At 34.8% G+C, this 15,077-nt stretch carries 15 protein-coding genes; all 15 read left to right on the top strand.

What is annotated here, in order from left to right:
- Position 1 precedes the first annotated feature (1 nt).
- A complete protein-coding gene (locus FIB07_10015; protein ID NJD53189.1) occupies positions 2–805 on the top strand; it encodes a hypothetical protein in 804 nt (267 codons plus the stop codon).
- A gap of 38 nt (positions 806–843) precedes the next feature.
- Positions 844–1,914, top strand: coding sequence for an N-acetylneuraminate synthase (locus tag FIB07_10020; protein NJD53190.1), 1,071 nt, complete (start codon positions 844–846; stop codon positions 1,912–1,914).
- A complete protein-coding gene (locus FIB07_10025; GenBank protein NJD53191.1) occupies positions 1,911–2,447 on the top strand; it encodes an HAD-IIIA family hydrolase in 537 nt (178 codons plus the stop codon). Before FIB07_10020 ends, FIB07_10025 begins: the two co-directional genes overlap by 4 nt.
- Positions 2,437–3,384: a class I SAM-dependent methyltransferase gene (locus FIB07_10030; GenBank protein ID NJD53192.1), complete on the top strand. Its 948-nt coding sequence runs from the start codon at positions 2,437–2,439 to the stop codon at positions 3,382–3,384. Before FIB07_10025 ends, FIB07_10030 begins: the two co-directional genes overlap by 11 nt.
- 20 nt (positions 3,385–3,404) lie before the next feature.
- Positions 3,405–4,595 carry a hypothetical protein gene (locus FIB07_10035; GenBank protein ID NJD53193.1) on the top strand — a complete coding sequence of 397 codons (1,191 nt, stop codon included), beginning with the start codon at positions 3,405–3,407 and terminating at the stop codon, positions 4,593–4,595.
- A 33-nt stretch (positions 4,596–4,628) separates the two neighbouring features.
- Positions 4,629–5,426: a DUF268 domain-containing protein gene (locus FIB07_10040; protein NJD53194.1), complete on the top strand. Its 798-nt coding sequence runs from the start codon at positions 4,629–4,631 to the stop codon at positions 5,424–5,426.
- 34 nt (positions 5,427–5,460) lie between these two features.
- Entirely contained in the window at positions 5,461–5,979 is a 519-nt protein-coding gene (locus FIB07_10045; protein ID NJD53195.1) for a methyltransferase domain-containing protein, read from the top strand.
- On the top strand, positions 5,927–6,865 hold the full coding sequence (locus FIB07_10050; GenBank protein NJD53196.1) for an FkbM family methyltransferase: 939 nt from the start codon (positions 5,927–5,929) through the stop codon (positions 6,863–6,865). The genes FIB07_10045 and FIB07_10050 overlap by 53 nt, the downstream gene beginning before the upstream one ends.
- A 37-nt stretch (positions 6,866–6,902) precedes the next feature.
- A complete protein-coding gene (locus tag FIB07_10055; GenBank protein ID NJD53197.1) occupies positions 6,903–7,928 on the top strand; it encodes a hypothetical protein in 1,026 nt (341 codons plus the stop codon).
- Positions 7,925–8,989 carry an NAD-dependent epimerase/dehydratase family protein gene (locus FIB07_10060; GenBank protein ID NJD53198.1) on the top strand — a complete coding sequence of 355 codons (1,065 nt, stop codon included), beginning with the start codon at positions 7,925–7,927 and terminating at the stop codon, positions 8,987–8,989. The genes FIB07_10055 and FIB07_10060 overlap by 4 nt, the downstream gene beginning before the upstream one ends.
- A gap of 48 nt (positions 8,990–9,037) precedes the next feature.
- The gene (locus FIB07_10065) at positions 9,038–9,913 is read left to right on the top strand and encodes a hypothetical protein (GenBank protein ID NJD53199.1); all 876 of its coding nucleotides are present in this window, start codon (positions 9,038–9,040) and stop codon (positions 9,911–9,913) included.
- Positions 9,914–10,052: 139 nt separating this feature from the next.
- The gene (locus tag FIB07_10070; protein ID NJD53200.1) at positions 10,053–11,030 is read left to right on the top strand and encodes an SDR family NAD(P)-dependent oxidoreductase; all 978 of its coding nucleotides are present in this window, start codon (positions 10,053–10,055) and stop codon (positions 11,028–11,030) included.
- Positions 11,031–11,043: 13 nt separating this feature from the next.
- Entirely contained in the window at positions 11,044–12,351 is a 1,308-nt protein-coding gene (locus FIB07_10075) for a nucleotide sugar dehydrogenase (protein NJD53201.1), read from the top strand.
- Positions 12,352–12,357: 6 nt separating this feature from the next.
- Entirely contained in the window at positions 12,358–13,575 is a 1,218-nt protein-coding gene (locus FIB07_10080) for a glycosyltransferase family 1 protein (GenBank protein ID NJD53202.1), read from the top strand.
- Positions 13,572–15,062, top strand: a complete 1,491-nt coding sequence (locus FIB07_10085; protein NJD53203.1) for a radical SAM protein — start codon at positions 13,572–13,574, stop codon at positions 15,060–15,062. Before FIB07_10080 ends, FIB07_10085 begins: the two co-directional genes overlap by 4 nt.
- The last annotated feature ends 15 nt before the right edge of the window (positions 15,063–15,077 follow it).

The following is a 15,077-nucleotide window of genomic DNA, read 5'->3' on the forward strand; positions in this document are numbered from 1 at the left end:
TATGCTTAACATTACATTTAATTCGGAATTTGAAATGGAAAATACAGCCATTTTTTTAAGAGCTCGGCTTGGGTCATCACGTTTACCTAAAAAGCATCTATTGAAATTAAAAGGTAAACCAGTGATACAACATTTGATTGAAAGGATTAAAGCCCATACTCAAATTAAAAATATTGTTCTATGTACCACTACTGATAAGGAAGATGACAAATTGGAAGATATCGCAAATGAATGTAAAATCAATTGTTTCAGGGGCCATGCAGAATCTGTATTAAAGCGGTATTATGATGCTGGAAAAAAGTACGGGGTGAAATCGATTGTAAATGTTGATTGTGATGATCTTCTTTTGGATTTTTCATTAATAGATAAAACAGGAGCATTAATGCAAATAATGCCGGAGGTTGATTATTTGACATGGGAGGGTTACCCGTTAGGTTGTGTTCCTTCAGGAATGAGCTATTCAGGAATAACCAAATTATATGATAGATACCCGGAGGACGTGGAACATGTATTTATGTATTTTGAAAAATATGAAGAAATAAATAAAACACATCTTCATGTAATAAATAAGACCCTATCCAGAAAATATGTCAGGGATATACGGCTTACCCTGGACTATATGGATGATTTTAAACTTTTTGAAATTATTTACAATAATATCTATGATGAAGATAAATATGTAAGTTTTGATAATTTAATGGCTTTTTTAGATGAAAACCAGCATTTATTAAAAATCAACAATTATTTAAATGAAGCTTTTATAAAGCACCAGCAATCTGCAATAACTGAAATTAAAAAACAATAAAGCCTGATAAGTAAGAAAATTTCATTTGACGGAGAATCATGAACAAGGAAATATCAAAGAAAAAAGTGACAATTGGTAATATTCTGGTTGGAGATGGTTGTAAAACTTTTATAATTGCAGAAATAGGCATAAATCACCAGGGTGATGTTGAAATAGCTAAGAAAATGATTGACACGGCAATCAGCTGCGGGGCAGATGCCGTAAAGTTCCAGAAACGAACGATCAACAAGATTTTAACAAAAGAGGCTCTTGAAAAACCATATTGTGGACCTCATAGTTTTGGGGCTACGTACGGCGAGCACAGAAAAGCGCTTGAATTATCCAGGGATAATTATTTTGAGCTTAAAAAATATTGTGATAATAAAAATATTATATTCCTGGCAAGTCCATGGGATGAAGAAAGTGCAGATTTTCTTGAAGAATTGAACGTTCCTGCTTATAAAATTGCATCTGCCGACTTGACTAACATACCTCTTCTGGAGCACATTGCGAAAAAAGGAAAACCCGTTATATTGGCAACAGGAATGGCGGATATTTCTGAAATTGATTATGCTGTGGAATTATTAAAGAATTATACACATGATATTATACTGATGCAATGTACATCAACTTATCCATGTGCTATTTCTGATATAAATTTAAATGTTATACCAGTGCTTCGGAAACGGTATGGCTTGCTGGTAGGTTATTCCGGCCATGATGATGGAATTATTGCTCCTGTGATAGCAGCAGTCCTGGGCGCATGTGTAGTAGAAAAACACTTTACATTAAACAGAACCTGGAAAGGTGGAGATCATGCTGCATCACTTGAACCTTACGGTTTATCGAAAATGATACGTGATATCCATAATATTAAAGATTCTCTCGGGTCCGGTGAAAAGAAAATATTGGATTCGGAAATCCCGATAAGGCATAAGCTGGCAAAGAGTATTGTTTCTACATGCTTTATTGGTAAAGGAACGGTAATTGAGAGAAATATGCTGACAACAAAAAGTCCGGGAACTGGCATTCCGCCAAAAGAGATCGGGAAAATTGTTGGAAAAAAAGCATTAAATAATATTGATGAAGACGTGGTTATCAATTATAAAGATGTGGATTTGAACCAATGAAAGCAAAGCTGGGCCGGATAAAACTGCTGGCTATGGATGTTGATGGAGTGTTGACTGATGGCAGCATGTATTACTCTGAAAATGGGGATGAACTAAAAAAATTTAATACACGCGATGGAATGGGAATACAACTTTTGAAGGAAAATGGCATTAAAATAGCAATCATTACAAAAGAAAAAACTAAACTTGTTGAGAGGCGAGCAAACAAACTTAGGGTGGATAATTTATATCAAGGGGTTGAAAACAAATTATTGGCACTTGAGGAACTAAAAAACAAATATAATCTGGATTATTCTGAAATAGCATATATCGGGGATGATATAAATGATATATGCGTTCTTAAAAAGGTAGGGATATCGATATGTCCTGCTGATGCAATCATTGATGTAAAAAAAGTATGCAGCTATATAGCAAAGAAAAAAGGCGGGGAAGGAGTTGTGAGGGAATTTTATGAACTATGGGAAAATAGAATGATCCAGAATCATAGCTTGAAAATGGACAATTCACTGGCAGGAAAATCTTATGAAATGTAATTTTTGTGAGTCACCGAATAATTCAATAATTTTTGATTGGACAAGACATGAGAAAAATAATATATTAAAATGTAATAATTGTGGTCTGGTTTTCAAAGAAATGGCAAGTACCAATAAAGAGATCGAGTCATTTTATAAAGAAAAGTACAGGAAAATAAAAACATTGCCTGTTCAAACTGCAGAGGAACACCATAATGATAAAGTTTCAATAAAGGATGCCAGAGATAGAACCCGGTTCATTTCAGAAAATGTTGATCTCAAAGGTAAAAAAATCCTTGAAATAGGTTCTGCATCAGGTGGTTTAATGGAAAATTTGAGAGATGCAGGTGCCCAGATTGAGGGAATTGAATTGAATGATGAATACCGGGAGTATTCTAAAGAACTTGGATTTAATATTTTTAACAAGCCTGTTGAATATATGAATTTCAACGAAAGATATGATATAATCGTATCTTTTCATACAATTGAACATTTTGTAGATGTAAAATCCGCAGTAAAATCAATATTTTCAGCATTAAAACCGAATGGGATTTTCCTCGGGGAAGTTCCCAATGAAAATGACTGGAGAATCTCAATATTTAATAATGAGATTATTAAACGATTTCATTATGAACCCAACCACTATTATTATTTTTCGCCCAAAGTATTAAAGAATTATCTTGAAACATGTGGTTTTAATGAAATCAGACTTGAAACGGTTGAGCGTTACAACAGTCTTTTGCAATTAAAAAATATACTTTGTAATACATATTCTGAGAATAATATTGAGGACATATTAGAAAAGTATATAATTCCCAAAAATGAAAAGGATGATGTCAGGTTACCTCATGTAGATGACAAAATAGAAAGTGAATTTAATCGAATTTTCGAACAAGCTGTTAATTCTGAATTAAAGGGTAATTGTTTGAGATTTGTAGCATCTAAGGTTACACAATAGAAAATAGAAGATAAAGCCTCATGAAAAACATCTACTACATATGCGGCCATTTCACTGACCTTGTAGAATATCATGAGTTATGTTCATTTTTCCAAAAGTTCTTTCCTGAAGTAAAACAGCATCTGATGTTAGTTGAACACCCCTATTTCTCGCTGGTAAATTATAGAAAGTTTTTGGAAGGTTTTGATTCTGTGATCAGGCTACCGGTTTGTGAATGTGCTTACACGAATCGTTGGTATTACGAGTTGTTGCCTTGGATTATTTTTAAACGATTTATTGATGTCAAAGCGTTTCTCAACGAAGAAAAGAAAATCAGCTTTCAAGACGATTCACTATGTATAATTTCTGAAATGACAGAAGCCACACTATCGGTGAGATTACTTTTAAGGAAATTTCGAACCGAAACAATACATTCTGTGATTTGCCGGATAGGCCCATGCTATCACAGAAGCCTTGAATGTGATACCAACAGCTGGCTATCCTGGCTACTGCATAATAAATATATATTAATTGGAGCATATCCGGTTTCAGTGTATTTATATGGATGGATGGTCGTTGAACGAAGATACTATCAGGAGAGAAATATCATCGATTGTTTCCTTGTATTCTCGAAAAAATTTGAAAAGCATGATGACTATATTGAAATCAAATATCCATTGATTGAAAATAAACAATTTGAAACCCAACAAAAAAGATTTGTTTTCTTTTTTGATGATGGATTGGGATGGACATCCCTGTTTTCTAATATCTCAAGAGAAAAGTGGATTGCTACAATGAATCAGATATTGCATGCCTTGACTGATCTTTATAGGGATGAAAACGTAGTTCTGTTACTCAAAGCTCATCCTGCTGAAAATGGGAATATCCCTTATGACCTGGCGGGATTTGAAATATATAATAAAAATGAAACGTCAGAAATGATTTATTCGATGCGTAAAGAAGAGATTCGAGCAGTATACTCTGTCGCATCCACTTCATCACGTTCAGCCAGTTTGTATGGAATAGACAGTTATGTTTTTTATGAGATGTTTGATTTCCCAGAAAAGGTGATGGCCAGGCATAAAAGGTATCTATTAGATTTTAGTAATGTAGTGAGTATCCGAAATCTTAATTTGCTACAAAAACCTGAACTAAAGAATTATTCACTACCAACGACAAACAAGGATTTAGAACAGCTGGCACAGCTTTTCCGGGAACTAAATAAGAGATGAAAACAATATATTATGCAACAATGAGGAAATAAAATGCAAGTGATAATCCGAAAGTTGAAGAAACACTTTATAAAGGATCATAAAAAAGTGCAGATACCATCAAACATGGTGAATGAATTTACAAAGGGTTTTTATAATGACAGGGCTGCAAAGTGGCATGAATGTATAAGTTATCAGGCAGATGTCAGTATACGTAAGTTATCAATAAATTCGTATTTGGAAAAAATTAAAAGAAACGATTTTAACTTTGGATATCCGGATATCACACGAAGAATTTATGAAATTATTTGTGAACTTGTTGAAACAGAGAATCTAAAGATAGGAGCGGATGTCGGTTGTGAAACGGGTGCATACCCGGCTATACAAATTGCAGCAGGAATCGAAATATGTAATGTTTTTGAGATAAGAGATATCGAGGTAGATAATGAGAAAGTAATTGTGCAACGCATTGACCTATGCAACAATTCAAACTTGCAACCAAAATATGATTTAATTACTTGTATCAGCACCATTGAACATATAGGATTAGGACGTTACAGTGATCCGCTTGACTCATTTGGTGATCTGAAAATGATGGATTCTATTCGCAAAATTATGAAGCCCGGAGGTTTTGCAATCATAGTCTTCCCATGTCATCCAGATTATGAGGGACATGTAGTTTTCAATGCTCATAGATTGTATACTCCATATAGAATAGCACAATTGTTCGAAGGATTTGAGATTGTAGATATTCCGGGTGTAAAAGAAAGCGAATTAAATGTTGGTACATTTGGCGGTGTTCCATACATTCAACAAATTAGAATTATTAGAAAAAGAAAGAATTTGAATTGAAGGAAGATGATAGCAAAATTCTTTGGAGATTTAGATGAAATTACATTTGGGTTGTGGAAACATAAAATTGGAAAATTTTATAAATATTGATTCAAGAAAGACAATAGCAACAGATAAAATAATGGATATATCAAGTCTAAATGAATATGATAATAATTCAATAGAGTTAATATATTCTTGTCATTGTTTAGAACATTTTAGTTATACAGATGTAAAAAGAATATTAAATGAATGGAATAGGGTATTAGTTACAAATGGAGAATTGATTATAAGAGTACCTAATTTTGATATACTGGTAAATACATATTTATTAAGAATCAGCAAAAAAGGATTAAAATATCGAACATTAGATATAAACCTGTTGGGAGATTTTTTAGGTGGGCAGGACTATCCTGAGAATACTCATAAGGCTTTTTTCAATGAAAAACTTACCAGGAATATTTTACATGAATCGGGATTTATTAATATAAAAAAAATAGATTATGATTATTTCCCCGTAAATGATGCAAGCAGACATTATTCTACAATGGGATTTAGTTCTAAAAAAGGTTAAAAATATGAATAAACCAACTTGGCTTTTAGATCATAAACAAAATGTTTACTCACAATCAGGTGAGGATGGAATAATTGAGAATATCCTTGATATTATTACTCCACTCAACAAATGGTGCGTAGAATTTGGGGCGCACGATGGTAAAACGATGAGTAATACAAGGAATCTAATCGAAAATAAAAACTATTCATCAATTTTAATAGAGGGGGATAAAAGAAAATTCATAGAATTACAAAAGAATTACTTAAATAATAATAAAGTAATTACGATAAATCAATTCGTTGGATTTGAAGGAGAATATACTCTTGATAAGATTTTAAAGAAAACTTGTATTCCGGTAGATTTTGACTTTCTCAGTATTGATGTGGATGGAAATGATTATCATATATGGAGTGAGATGTTGACTTACAAACCGAAAGTAATCTGTGTTGAGTTCAATCCGACAATTCCTACAAATATTGAATTTGTACAATCAAAAGATATGTCAGTTAACCAGGGTTCAAGTTTATTATCGTTGATGAAACTTGGAGTTATAAAAGGATATGAATTAGTATCTGTCTTGGATTTTAATGCGTTTTTCATAAGGAAGGAATATTATCCATTGTTTCAGATTGAAAACAATACTCCAGAAGTAATGAGAACAAATTTAGATTCAATTACATACTTCTTCCAAGGCTTTGATGGAACGATTTTTCTACGAGGAAATATGAGATTATCCTGGCATGGTGTTGATTTGAAAGAATCAAAAATCCAGCATCTACCAAAATTTCTTCGTAAACGTAATCTTGGAACAATCGAATTGATGATATTGCAGCTTTGGATATTATTTTTAAATCCTAATATTTTTATTATTAAACTGAAAAAAATAGTTTCCGGGATTAAATAGCAAGAAAAAAATTTAGTCAATGATGGAGTTACATAATATGAGTGTTGCAATCGCAATCAAGATAGGCAGTCCAAATAGTAAACTGAATCTTGTAAAAACTACAATAAGAAGTATAATGACAAATATTGGGACTGATAAGTATAAAATAATTATTGAGATAGCCCCCTTCGTAAATGAGCAAATAAAAAAATACATCTATAATCTGAAAAGCGAGAATAGTGAACAAATCGATTTAATGCCCGAAAAACAATCTTATTGGGCTGATTTCATCAACAATTCAATTGATAGATCAAATGGGTACAAGTATTTCATTAAGTCTCATGATGATATAGAATTGCTGACATCTAACTTTCTCCCCAATGTTGAAGATATATTAAGAAACATTCGTGAACCAGTCGGATGGGTGAGTTTCACAGACAAAGATTATTTGAACGGTCATTGGGCTCCGTCCACTAGGCCAGGACATCATAAAGATCATCTTTTTGAAAATGGTTGGAACAGAAGAAAACTATTTCAGTTTCATAGCCTACCGGATAAATGGGAGAATCCGTTTCTTTTCAATCATCGTGTACATTCAATTGATACCAAAATCAGAAGCATATTGCATATGGAATATCGTTTGCCTTCTGAACATTTGAGAGAATATTACGCGAACTTGCCATACGATTTTCCCAAAGCTCCGGTGAAATGTCATGCACCTTTTAATCACTTTGTACTTATTGAAATGGATAAATTGAAGAAAATCGGAAAATGTGAAAATTGGGGGACATACAATGCCCTATTGGTAGATGAAGATTGGGGATTACGAGCACTTCAGTTAAATCTCAATAATATCTGGATTCCTAATATAGAATATAGCCACTATAGACCATATGGAGGAACGCGTTCTTGGACTCAAATCGAAAAAAATGCAGAGCGTGTGCATAAGCTATTTTTTGAGAAATGGGGTTTTCATTCCGAAGGCAGAACTAATGAATTAGATTTCATAAAAGATAAGTATGGTAATACGAATATACCTTGGTCAATTGACCGAAGAACATATGAATGGGAGTATATACAATGAGAGTTCTTATTACAGGAAGTAGTGGACTTATTGGATCTGAAGCAGTTGAGTACTATGATCGCCATGGGCATACTGTATTTGGAGTAGACAATAATATGCGGATGGAGTTTTTTGGTTCCAATGGGGACACCACATGGAACCTGAAACGCCTATTGCAGGTAACTAAACATTTTACTCATTGTAATATAGACATCCGAAATCGAGAGCGTATTTTCGATCTTTTCAGGAATGAACATTTTGATTTGATTATTCATTGTGCTGCACAACCATCCCATGACAAGGCAAAAGAAATACCATTGATCGACTTTGAAGTGAATGCCATGGGCACGGTTAATTTGCTAGAAGCAACTCGACAGTTCTGTTCCGATGCAATATTCATATTCATGAGTACTAATAAGGTATATGGGGATGTTCCCAATGAAATCCCGCTTAAAGAACTCGAAACACGTTATGACTATTTAAATCCAGAAGATTTTAATGGCATCTCAGTGGATTGCCGTATAGATCGATCGCTACATTCACTTTTTGGCGCATCAAAGCTGGCAGCAGATATCATGGTGCAAGAATATGGTCGTTATTTTGGCCTGAATACATGCGTATTCCGGGGTGGGTGCTTAACGGGCCCTTCACATTCTGGAGTGGAATTACATGGTTTTCTTTCATATCTGGTTAAAGTTGCAGTCACCGGGCAAACTTACCATATATTTGGTTATAATGGCAAACAAGTTCGCGATAACATACATAGCTATGATGTAATTCAAGCATTTGAAGCCTTTCGCTGTAATCCTCGACCAGGTGAAGTGTATAATATAGGCGGTGGGAGAAATAATAGTGTATCAATTATTGAGGCCATTTACAAGACTGAAAAAATAACAGGACAAAAAATAAATTACGATTATTCCAAGATCAACCGAAGAGGGGATCATATCTGTTATATTACTGACTTGAATAAACTGCAATCCCATTTTCCAAATTGGAACATCACTCATTCGTTAGATGATATTCTAAAAGAGTTATGTGAAACTGAAACGAAAAGATACACTCAAGACCTGAAACTTTAAGATTTTAATCGTATTGTATCAAATCAAAAAAATTAACAGTGTTTTTAAATGATAACGATAGTCACAACACCAAGACCATTCACTGGTCATTATGAAATTATTCAAAGAAATGCTATCCGTAGCTGGCTTGCTTTGAGTCCAAAATGTGAAATTATTCTGATTGGGAATGATGAAGGTACTGCTGATATTGCATCTGAATTTGGAATTAAACATGTGCCTGATGTCGCATGTAGTGAGTCTGGTTTGCCACTTATGAATTCCTTCCTGGAAATCGCACAGAATACCGGGGCCTCTGACATTATTGTTTGGCTCAGCTCTGATATAATACTGATGAATGATTTTCTCCCTGCGATTGAATCCATTACAGAGACCTCTTTCTTGATGTCTGCCCAACGATGGGATCTTGACGTGGTGGAGGAGATTAAGTTCACAAATGATGATTGGGAAGTTCAATTACGAGACCGTCTAAAAGAGTATGGAAATTTGCATGCACCTACATCGGGAGACCTATTGGTTTTTCCCCGTGGATTTTGGACTGATGTCCCTCCTTTTATAATCGGACGTGCAGTTCATGATAATTGGCTTTTCTATCGAACTCTTTCTCTGGGAGCACCCATAATAGATGCAACACCTGTCATTACCATTGTCCATCAAAATCATGGTTACTCCTCAGTTGGCTGGGATTGGAGAAAACCAGAAGCTATAAAACATCCGGAATTCCTAATAAATCTAGAACTGGCTGGCGGGTACAAACACGCATTTACGTTGCAGGATGCAACCCTGGTTCTTACTCCTAAAGGGCTAAAACGTCCTCGAATGACAATGCAACGTATTATACGCAGAGTTTATACTTTACAAGCACTCCATCCGCGCCTGAGTCCGATATTTGGTCTTATGGAGTCCATATTATCTCGCTTACGATAGGGAGATATGACTATTATAAAGACCCAAACATCTAATACAAAGATAATCATATAATGAAATCATACATCGCATACAATATACTTCATATATGATGGAATATTATATTATAAATTATAAAAAATAAAAAAGGTGTAGATAAATGTCTTTTTGGCAATCACGTAAAGTACTTGTAACTGGTGGATGTGGCTTTATTGGGTCATATCTTGTTGAAGAACTTGTAGCTGCCGGCGCTCATGTCACTGTAGCAGATAATTTAAAGTATGGAAAGCTTGAGAACATCTCCAGTGTTATTGATTCAGTTCAATTTATTGAGTGTGACGTAAGCCAACTTGATACCTGCAAAGAAGTGACAACCGACACAGATGTTGTGATGAATTTAGCGGCAAAGGCTTATGGTCTGGAATATAACATGCAACACCATGGAGAGATGCTGTATTATAATTCTATTTTACAACTGAACATGTTAGAAGCTGCCAGGCTAAATGATGTTGAGAAATTTTTAGTAGTTAGTTCTTCCTGTGTTTACCCGGATGATGCTTTTGTTCCCACGCCGGAACTCGACGTAGCAACTGGCAAACCAGAACATGGAAATGAAGGATATGGATGGGCAAAACGCATAGCAGAATTGCAGGCAACCTACTATTATCGGGAATATGGAATGGAGATTGCGATTGTTCGACCTACAAACGCCTATGGGGGAAGATCCCCGTGGGACGAAAATATATCACATGTAATACCTGCATTGGTAAAAAAAGTACTTGATGGAGAAGATCCAGTAATTGTATGGGGTAGTGGAAATCAGAAACGTAACTTTTTACATGCGACAGATGTTGGTAAGATAATGATGTTGATCACCGAGCATTATGCATGTGCACAACCGGTAAATATTGGTTATGAAGATGAGATTTCAATAGCTGATTTAATAAAATTGATTTGCGATGTGTCAGGAAAGCACCCCAGATTGATATTTGACAAAACAAAACCAGAAGGTAGATTCCGCAAAGCTGTTGATGCAACGTTGCTAAATAAAGTAACGAATAATTATCAGCCCACTATCAGTTTACGCCAGGGTATTGAAGAAATGATTGAATCGTATGAAAATACTTTTTGTAAATAAAAAAGGTGCGAAAATGTCCTTAATGAATAAAATAAAAGACAAAATCGCCAATGTCGCAATAATAGGACTGGGTTATGTAGGTCTTCCTCTTGCAGTAGAAGCTGGAAAAGCCGGATTCTCAGTAACCGGTATCGATATAAGTGAGCCGAAAATCAAATTGATAAATCAGGGCAGGAATTATATACCGGATATCCAGGACGAAGATATTAGGAAGCTTGTCAAAGAAAGAAAATTACAGGCAACAAATGATTTTAAGCAGATAGGACAGGCAGATATAATCATAATTTGCGTTCCAACTCCACTTGATAAGAACAAGCAACCATCCACTAAATATATAGAAGATGCTATAGAATCGGCATTGCCTTATATCAGAAAAGGACAGCTCATCATACTGGAAAGCACCACCTATCCCGGAACTACCGAAGAAATAATTCTTCCCCGTATTGGAAGTAAAGGATTAAAAGCCGGAAAGGACTTTTATCTTGTTTTTTCTCCTGAACGGATAGATCCCGGGAACACTAATTTTAAGACCTATAATATCCCCAAAGTCGTAGGCGGGGTCACAAAAGAATGCACAAAAAATGCCAGGGCATTTTATGAACAGATTACCAGCGGGGGGGTATTCGAAGTATCCTCCCCGAGAGTTGCCGAGATGGAAAAACTGCTGGAAAACATATTCAGGATAGTCAATATCTCTCTTGTCAATGAGATGGCAATGTTATGCGACAGAATGAATATTGACATATGGGAAGTCATATCTGCTGCAAAAACCAAACCATTTGGTTATATGCCATTTTATCCCGGACCGGGTACGGGAGGCCATTGCATTCCCCTGGATCCTTTCTACCTCTCATGGAAAGCCAAAGAATTCGATTTTTCAACAAGGTTTATTGAACTTGCCGGGGAAATTAATGACAAGATGCCTGAATATATTATTGATAAAGTTGTGGATACATTGAATAAGCACAAAAAGAGTATTAATGGGTCCCTGATATTTATTATAGGAATTGCCTACAAAAAAGACATAAATGATCTCAGGGAATCCCCGGCAATGAAAGTCGCAGAATTACTGTTGAAAAAAGGAGCAGATATTATATACCATGATCCTTTTATTTCCAGCGCAAAGATATCCGCAAAAGAATATTATTCGAAGGAACTTACTCCGGACCTGATCCGAAAGAGTGATTTAGTTCTTGTTACTACCAATCATTCGAATATTGATTATGAGATGATATCAGGAAATGCTAAATTAATATATGATTCCAGAAATGCAGTAAAAGATAAATATGATAATATATTTAAATTGGGAAATTGGAAATAGGACAGCATGAAATTAGCCAGAATAACAACTTTATATCCCCGCAATCTGGAAGACTTTTATAGAAGGCATCAGGGCATCTCAAAACAATCTTTTCAGGAACAGAAAAAAATTCTGGAATATAATGCATTTGGCTGGTCTGATTTCTGGGATCATGCCCTGATACCGCTTGGATATGAAGTCATGGAAATTATATTAAATGCTGAATCCATGCAACGGGCATGGGCACGGGAAAATTCAATCCCTGATTCTGGCGGAATGGACCTGAACGAGATTGCATTAGAGCAGATAAAATGGTTCCAACCGGATATTCTCTGGTTTGATGATTTAAGTGAAGATCTATTAAAGCGAATCCGGTTTGAATTTCCTTCAATTCGTCTTGTATTGGGCTGGGTTGGGAGTGCAATACCCAAATCAAATATATGGCAGCATATGGATTTGATATTAACCTGTGCACCCGAATCCCGGGACTATCTCCAGGCAGCCGGATTTCGCTGTAAGCAAATACATCACGGATTTGATCCGAGAATAAACTGCCGGCTTAATGATAATCCAAAAAAGAGTGACGCTTCCTTTATTGGACAAATAGTACTCAGAAGCCAGTTTCACCTGTATCGTGAGCATTTTCTTGAACAGCTTACATCGCATGTTGATATAGACATTTTTTCACCAAATGCGGATTTTGGATGGAAAGACGATTTAAAGACTTTATTGATGCAAATACTTTATGAGGGGTACCAGATTACGAAGCATGTTGGTTTTTTAGAATCAACAATAAAGTCTTTACCTGTGATCGGTAAAGTTACTCAATGGACATCCAGACCGCGTTTTCCGATCAATCGCAAACTCCAGCAAAGTATGAAACCTGCTGTTTTTGGCATAGAAATGTTCCAGGTTTTACGAGATTCAAAGATATCTCTCAATATCCATGCAGATTCATCTCCAACTTATGCTTCCAATATACGTTTATTTGAAGCAACGGGTGTCGGAACATGCTTACTCACAGACTGGAAGGAAAATATACATGAACTTTTCGAACCTGATAAGGAAGTTGTTGTCTACAAAACCGTCTCTGAGTGTATAGAGAAGATCAGATGGTTACTTGAGCATCCTGAAGAAAGAGAAGAGATAGCCCGGGCGGGTAAGGCACGTACTCTTAAAGAACATACCTTTTCACACAGGGCAAAACAATTAGATGAAATTATTAGAATTGAATTAGGACTATGATTAAAAAAGAAGCCAAAAAAATTGATGTACTATTTATTATTCCACCGGTTTTAAGATTCATGAATAGAAGTAGTACTAATTTTCCATTGGGTCTTGGGTATATTGCTGCATATTTGAAAAATAAACAGAATATTCACGCTGAAATATATAATGCAGACATTTACCAAAGCCCAACAAAAATGAAAACTTTTCTTACATCTTTTTATAAATTATTGAAAACGAAATTTCTTTCATATTCAGATAATGTAGATTTTGCTGAAAAATGGCCAGAATATTATAATATAGTTAATGATATAGATAACCCGATATGGGATGAGGTTAGGAGTATCTTAAAAAAAGCAAACCCAAAAATTGTGGGGATTGGATCTAAGGTAGTTGATATTCCTTCAACAATTGTTTTAGCAAAAATTGTGAAAGAAGTGTTACCTGAGGCAAAAGTCGTTGTCGGAGGGCCATCAGCGATAACTTGTTCTGAATATTTGATGAAAAACAGCCCGATTGATTATTTAGTTACCGGGGAGGGGGAAGAAACGATGATGGAACTTGTAAGCTTTATAATTAATAATATCAATAATTATCAAATACAAGATATAAAAGGGATTATTTATAGGGATGAATCCAATAAAATCATAAAAAATCCACCCCGGTTATTAATCCAGAACCTGGATGAAATACCGTTTCCTGAAAGGGAATCAATGTTCATCGTAGAAAAAAATAATGACATTAAATATATTGATGCATTCGGGGATATTCTAACAACAAGAGGCTGTCCTTTCCCATGCAGGTTTTGTGCTGCACATGAAGCATGGGGAACGAAAAAAACCAGATTTAGAAGCATCGATAATATTATTCAGGAATTGAAATATCTTGTAAATACTTTTGGCCAAAAAAATTTCATATTCTGGGATGATTTGTTTACAATTGATAAGAATAGGACCATGGAATTATGCCAGAAAATAATAGATAATAAACTTGACATCAGGTGGTTATGTCTGGTAAGAATAGATAAAATTGATGCTGAATTACTGGAAAAAATGAAAACGGCCGGTTGTTATGAGATTCAGATTGGAATTGAATCAGGAAATGACAGAATATTAAGTTACATTAGAAAAGGCATTAATTTAGAAATAATCCGGAAGCAAATATCAATAATACGGCAATCAGGTATAAATTGGAGAATTTTTTTAATAATTGGCTTTCCTACGGAAACCAGAGAAGAAATCCGGGATACAATTAATTTAATCGCAGAAATAAAACCGACTTTTGTTGATTTAAGCATTTTTTGCCCGTATCCGGGTACAGATTTTTATTATGACCTGCAAAAACAGGGACAGCTTGATAAGGATTTCATGAAAAGCGATATGTGGTATCCTTATATAACTTATACTGGTACTATGAATAATGAAGAATTTAAAAAAATTGCCTTAGAAGCTTTAAAATATGTGGATAAATATAATTATAATAATGCATATAAGAAAATATTTTAGAAAATATTGCTTAAA

It is taken from the genome of Candidatus Methanoperedens sp., from assembly GCA_012026795.1.
Classification (GTDB): domain Archaea; phylum Halobacteriota; class Methanosarcinia; order Methanosarcinales; family Methanoperedenaceae; genus Methanoperedens.

Bases quoted from the DNA above. Each gene is read 5' to 3' on its own strand.
- FIB07_10060 (NJD53198.1), top strand. From the start codon at position 7,925: ATGAGAGTTCTTATTACAGGAAGTAGTGGACTTATTGGATCTGAAGCA.
- FIB07_10040 (NJD53194.1), top strand. From the start codon at position 4,629: ATGCAAGTGATAATCCGAAAGTTGAAGAAACACTTTATAAAGGATCAT.
- FIB07_10055 (NJD53197.1), top strand. From the start codon at position 6,903: ATGAGTGTTGCAATCGCAATCAAGATAGGCAGTCCAAATAGTAAACTG.
- FIB07_10075 (NJD53201.1), top strand. From the start codon at position 11,044: ATGTCCTTAATGAATAAAATAAAAGACAAAATCGCCAATGTCGCAATA.
- FIB07_10065 (NJD53199.1), top strand. From the start codon at position 9,038: ATGATAACGATAGTCACAACACCAAGACCATTCACTGGTCATTATGAA.
- FIB07_10085 (NJD53203.1), top strand. From the start codon at position 13,572: ATGATTAAAAAAGAAGCCAAAAAAATTGATGTACTATTTATTATTCCA.
- FIB07_10070 (NJD53200.1), top strand. From the start codon at position 10,053: ATGTCTTTTTGGCAATCACGTAAAGTACTTGTAACTGGTGGATGTGGC.
- FIB07_10015 (NJD53189.1), top strand. From the start codon at position 2: ATGCTTAACATTACATTTAATTCGGAATTTGAAATGGAAAATACAGCC.
- FIB07_10045 (NJD53195.1), top strand. From the start codon at position 5,461: ATGAAATTACATTTGGGTTGTGGAAACATAAAATTGGAAAATTTTATA.
- FIB07_10035 (NJD53193.1), top strand. From the start codon at position 3,405: ATGAAAAACATCTACTACATATGCGGCCATTTCACTGACCTTGTAGAA.
- FIB07_10025 (NJD53191.1), top strand. From the start codon at position 1,911: ATGAAAGCAAAGCTGGGCCGGATAAAACTGCTGGCTATGGATGTTGAT.
- FIB07_10050 (NJD53196.1), top strand. From the start codon at position 5,927: ATGATGCAAGCAGACATTATTCTACAATGGGATTTAGTTCTAAAAAAG.
- FIB07_10020 (NJD53190.1), top strand. From the start codon at position 844: ATGAACAAGGAAATATCAAAGAAAAAAGTGACAATTGGTAATATTCTG.
- FIB07_10030 (NJD53192.1), top strand. From the start codon at position 2,437: ATGAAATGTAATTTTTGTGAGTCACCGAATAATTCAATAATTTTTGAT.
- FIB07_10080 (NJD53202.1), top strand. From the start codon at position 12,358: ATGAAATTAGCCAGAATAACAACTTTATATCCCCGCAATCTGGAAGAC.